This window comes from Vibrio thalassae (genome assembly GCF_900089835.1).
Lineage (GTDB): Bacteria > Pseudomonadota > Gammaproteobacteria > Enterobacterales > Vibrionaceae > Vibrio > Vibrio thalassae.
The window spans coordinates 1-5,307 of the sequence record NZ_OANU01000143.1 but is presented as its reverse complement, the minus strand read 5'-3'; the positions used below and the strand labels follow the sequence as shown (position 1 = coordinate 5,307).

Below are 5,307 nucleotides of genomic sequence, written 5' to 3'. Positions count from 1 at the left end.
AAAAGGTTCATTATTGAAACGATTAATGACCAATTAAAGAATATATCTCAAATAGAGCACTCAAGGCATCGCAGCTTACATGGTTTTATGTTGAATTTACTTGGCGGACTAATCGCTTACTGTCTGAAACCAGAAAAGCCATCACTCAACATCACAAACACTGAAAAGACAGGATTGATGGCGATGGCTTAAACCGATCTCAGGTTAACTCAAACAAAGAGCTGAACTGGCAGTTTTTGTTTCCATCGACTCGCTTGTCTACTGATCCTCGTTCTGGTTTGATTCGCCGGCACCATATCAATGAGTCAAGCGTACAAAAGGCTCTGAAATCTGCGGTGAAAAAGGCGGAAGTCGACAAGCAAGTTAGCTGTCACACGTTACGGCATTCATTTGCGACGCACTTATTGGAAAGTGGTGCTGATATTAGAACCGTACAAGAACAATTGGGGCATACCGATATCAAGACGACCCAAATCTATACGCATGTCATTAATCGCGGAGCAAATGGCGTAAAAAGTCCGTTATCCCATATTCTTTAGATACAAAAAAGGAGAGCTTTCGCTCCCCTTTTACATAGACCTAACTGCTAATTAAAGAGCAGCTTTCGCTTTTTCAACTAGAACTGCAAATGCAGCTTTGTCGAATACCGCGATGTCAGCAAGGATCTTACGGTCGATCTCGATAGATGCTTTCTTAAGACCGTTGATGAAACGGCTGTAAGATAGACCATTTTGACGAGATGCCGCGTTGATACGTGCAATCCACAGTTGACGGAATTGACGTTTCTTAGCGCGACGGTCACGGTAAGCGTATTGACCAGCTTTAGTAACTGCTTGGAAAGCTACGCGGTAAACACGTGAACGTGCACCGTAGTAACCTTTAGCTTGTTTTAGAACTTTCTTATGACGTGCACGAGCTTGTACACCACGTTTTACGCGAGGCATTATGTCTCTCCTAAACTAAACGATTGATAAACTAAAAAGAATTAAGCGTATGGCATCATACGAACAACTGCAGCCACTTCACACTTAGGAAGGATTGCATTTGGACGAAGCTGACGCTTGTTCTTAGTAGTACGCTTAGTCAGAATGTGACGTTTTGTAGCGTGCTTGTACTTAATACCACCAGCAGTTTTCTTAAAACGCTTAGCAGCACCTTTGTTGGTTTTCATCTTAGGCATGATGAATAACTCCGCATTGTTGAGTTGTTTATACAATAGTAATTAGGGCGAACAAAAACCAGCCATTCAGAAAACGGCTGGGTCTTCTTACTTGTAAAGCCGTTAATTACTTCTTCTTAGGGGCCAATACCATGATCATTTGGCGACCTTCGATTCTAGTCGGGAAAGATTCTACTACAGCTAAATCTACAGTATCTTCTTTCAGACGATTTAGAACGTCGACACCAATGTCTTGGTGAGCCATTTCACGGCCACGGAAGCGAATTGTTACCTTCACTTTGTTGCCGTCTTCTAGGAAACGCGTCAGGTTGCGTAGTTTTACCTGATAGTCTCCAATATCAGTTCCAGGACGGAATTTTACTTCCTTAATCTGAATCTGCTTTTGCTTCTTCTTCTGCTCTTTCGCAGCTTTGCTCTTCTCGAAGAGGAACTTGCCGTAGTCCATCACGCGACAGACTGGTGGCTCGGCGTTAGGGCTGATCTCTACGAGATCCATACCAGCTTCTGCAGCTGCATCTAGTGCTTCTTGAATCGATACGACACCAACAGATTCACCATCTGCACCTGTTAGACGAACTTCACGAACGCCACGAATTTCACCGTTTAAACGGTGCTGGTTTTGTTTGGCCGGTTGTTGGCCACGTCTTCCGCCTTTAATAGCTTATTCCTCCAGATTGAGCTTACGGCTAGAAACCTCGGCTTGGATGTATGAGATAAAGTCATCCACTTTAAACTTGCCTAGGTCCTTACCCTTACGTGTACGTACTGCAATTTCTCCAGCTTCCATTTCTTGGTCGCCACAAACAAGCATGTACGGGATACGCTTCAAAGTATGTTCGCGGATTTTAAAGCCAATCTTCTCATTTCTCAAGTCCGCTTTGGCTCTAATTCCACTTTTTTGCAGTTTTTGTGTTACTTCTTGAACATAATCAGACTGTTTGTCCGTAATATTCATGATAACAGCTTGTTCTGGCGACAACCACGTTGGGAAGAAGCCAGCATAGTCTTCGATAAGAATACCGATGAAACGCTCTAGAGAACCTAAGATTGCGCGGTGAATCATAACAGGAACTTGACGTTCATTGTTTTCATCCACGTAAGTAGCACCTAGACGACCCGGTAGGTTGAAGTCTAGCTGAACTGTACCACATTGCCACGCACGATCTAGACAATCATATAAAGTAAATTCGATCTTAGGACCGTAGAACGCACCTTCGCCTTCTTGAATCTCGAATGGAATCTCCATCGCCTCAAGAGATTGTTTTAGTGCTTCTTCAGAGCGATCCCAAATTTCATCACTACCTACGCGCTTCTCTGGGCGAGTTGACAGTTTCACCACGATGTTGTCAAAACCAAACGTATTATATGTGTCGTACACCATCTTGATACAAGACGTTACTTCGTCTTGTATTTGGCTTTCAGTACAGAAGATGTGTGCATCATCCTGTGTGAATCCACGAACACGCATAATACCGTGCAGGGCACCTGACGGCTCATTACGGTGACATGAGCCAAACTCAGCCATGCGTAATGGTAGATCACGGTATGATTTTAGACCTTGGTTAAAGATCTGAACGTGACCTGGGCAGTTCATTGGTTTAATCGCGTATTCACGGTTTTCTGATGAAGTTGTGAACATGGCGTCTGCGTATTTGTCCCAGTGACCAGAACGCTCCCAAAGAACGCGGTCCATCATTAGAGGACCTTTTACTTCTTGGTAACCGTATTCAGTCAGTTTTTCACGAATGAATACTTCTAAGTCACGGAATACAGACCAACCGTTGTGGTGCCAGAACACCATACCAGGTGCTTCTTGCTGCATGTGGAATAGATCCAACTGCTTACCAATTTTACGGTGGTCACGTTTTGCCGCTTCTTCTAGACGCGTCAAATGCTCTTTAAGCGCTTTTTTATCGTGGAATGCAGTGCCATAGATACGTTGCAGCATCTTATTGTCACTGTTACCACGCCAATATGCGCCGGCCACGTTCAATAGTTTGAAGTGTTGGCAGAAACCCATGTTAGGAACATGTGGACCACGGCACATATCGATGTATTCTTCATGATGGTAAAGGCCTGGACGATCGTCTTTAGAAACGTTCTCGTCTAGGATTTCCATCTTGTATGTTTCGCCGCGACTTTCAAATGTGTCACGAGCTTCCTGCCAGCTAACCTTTTTCTTGATAACTTGATACTTGGTTTTTGCTAGCTCTTTCATACGTTTTTCGATTTTTTCAACGTCTTCCATAGTAAGAGACTGTTCTAAATCGATATCGTAGTAAAAGCCGTTGTCGATCGTAGGACCGATTGCCATTTTCACATCTGGGTACAGTTGTTTAATAGCGTGACCAAGTAAGTGAGCACAAGAGTGACGAACAATTTCAAGACCGTCTTCGTCTTTCGCCGTGATGATTTCTAGGCTCGCATCGTTTTCAATTAAATCACATGCGTCTACACGTTCGCCATCTACACGACCAGCAATGGTTGCTTTCGCAAGACCGGGGCCGATAGAAAGAGCGACATCCATTGTAGAAACAGGGTTATCAAATTGACGTTGGCTACCGTCAGGAAGAGTAATTACAGGCATGTAGTATCCTATTTACAGTGGTCTTGCACACCAAGCAAGACATGTTTTATTGGTTAGCAATTTTCAGTTACTCGAAAACTGCCACGATTTCATTGTGTTATCAGCTTATTTTGATGCAAATACGGATGCACCAGCCAAAGCGAACGAACATTGTAAACAAAGCTCACGAAATAACAATCAGAAATGTGACATGTTTAATAAAACGCCAACACTTCACCCCCACTGCCTCGTCACTACCCTTATGGTTAGTTTTCGGGCACTGCAAGAGACAACAAAGCAACTGACTAGCAGGTGCTTTGCAATTATTGAATGACTTTGACGTAAGCCCAATCGAGCCATGGCAGTAGTACTTCCAAATCACCAGACTCAACGGTGGCGCCAGCCCAAATTCTAAGTCCCGCCGGCGCGTCCCGATAAGCGCCGATATCAAACGCGGCACCTTCATCATCTAACAATTTAATCATTGCTTTAACTTGCTGCTCCGATGCTTCAAGTGTTAAACATACACTGGTGTTAGAACGCTGTGTTGGTTCTTTCGCTAAGAAGTGTATCCAATCTCGTGATTCAACAAAGTTTGTCAGTACCGCAAGATTAGATTCAGACTTTCCGATTGCCGCATCAACACCACCAAGACTCGCTACCCAGTCTAGTGCATCAATATAGTCCACCACACACAACATGGAGGGCGTATTAATAGTTGCACCTTGAAATATGTCTTCGATGAGTTTGCCACTTTTCGTCATGCGGAAAATCTTCGGCAATGGCCACGGCGGTGTATAAGACTCTAGTCGCTCGACCGCTTTCGGACTCAAAATAATGATCCCATGAGCCCCTTCTCCACCTAACACTTTCTGCCAACTGAAAGTGACTACATCCAGTTTGTCCCAAGGCATTGGCATCGCAAACACTGCGGAGGTGGCATCACAAATAGTCACCCCTTCTCTGTCATCGGCAATCCAATCGCCATTCGGGACTTTCACTCCAGAGGTCGTGCCATTCCACGTAAAGATGGTATCGTGTCGCGGATTTGCCTGAGTGAGATCGGGTAACGACCCATAATCAGCTAAATAGCTATTTACCCGTTCAAGTTTCAATTGCTTCGTGATGTCCGCTAACCACTCAGAGCCAAACGACTCCCAATGGAAAACGTCGACCGGACGCGGGCCTAACATCGACCACATTACCATTTCCATCGCCCCAGTATCCGATGCCGGAACGATGCCAACGCGATAATCATCAGGTATACCCAGTATCGATTTGGTTTTTTCTATCGCTTCAGCCAGCACCGCTTTACCCAGAGATGAACGGTGACTACGTCCTAACGTAGAGGTGTCCGTGCGACCTGAAGTCGTATGAAGCGTTGTTCACCACGATAAGAGTGAACCATCTGTATCACCAGATGACCCTAAGTTCCTGAATAAAGCAGCGGAACTGACAATGTAACGAAACTCAGGCATTAGGCTGAGTGGGAACGGAATCGTGAGAAGATGTTCCTCCTGAGAACCACAGCTCGGGTGAGTGCTAGGGAGTCAATATGATG

The 5,307-nt window shown here is 44.8% G+C and carries 5 protein-coding genes and 2 pseudogenes; 2 read left to right on the top strand and 5 right to left on the bottom strand.

What is annotated here, in order from left to right; translation table 11 throughout:
* Positions 1-192, top strand: a 192-nt coding sequence (locus tag VTH8203_RS22660; RefSeq protein WP_279627160.1) for a transposase, incomplete at its 5' end; no start/stop codon positions are given.
* Positions 183-539: pseudogene (locus VTH8203_RS22655) on the top strand (tyrosine-type recombinase/integrase); the annotation flags it as partial. The gene VTH8203_RS22660 and the pseudogene VTH8203_RS22655, both read left to right, overlap by 10 nt.
* 51 nt (positions 540-590) lie before the next feature.
* Here VTH8203_RS22655 and rplT read toward each other — a convergent pair.
* The 5 genes and pseudogenes from rplT to VTH8203_RS22630 form a co-directional block, all read right to left on the bottom strand.
* Complete coding sequence (rplT, locus tag VTH8203_RS22650; protein WP_004727974.1) at positions 591-944, bottom strand: 50S ribosomal protein L20; 354 nt, start codon at positions 942-944, stop codon at positions 591-593.
* Positions 945-985: 41 nt separating this feature from the next.
* The gene (gene rpmI, locus VTH8203_RS22645; RefSeq protein WP_004401085.1) at positions 986-1,180 is read right to left on the bottom strand and encodes a 50S ribosomal protein L35; all 195 of its coding nucleotides are present in this window, start codon (positions 1,178-1,180) and stop codon (positions 986-988) included.
* Positions 1,181-1,286: 106 nt separating this feature from the next.
* Positions 1,287-1,838, bottom strand: coding sequence for a translation initiation factor IF-3 (gene infC / locus VTH8203_RS22640; RefSeq protein ID WP_081411588.1), 552 nt, complete (start codon positions 1,836-1,838; stop codon positions 1,287-1,289).
* A 3-nt stretch (positions 1,839-1,841) separates the two neighbouring features.
* Positions 1,842-3,767: a threonine--tRNA ligase gene (gene thrS, locus VTH8203_RS22635; RefSeq protein ID WP_096995668.1), complete on the bottom strand. Its 1,926-nt coding sequence runs from the start codon at positions 3,765-3,767 to the stop codon at positions 1,842-1,844.
* 302 nt (positions 3,768-4,069) lie between these two features.
* Positions 4,070-5,089: pseudogene (locus VTH8203_RS22630) on the bottom strand (phosphoserine transaminase); the annotation flags it as partial.
* Between the last annotated feature and the right edge of the window lie 218 nt (positions 5,090-5,307).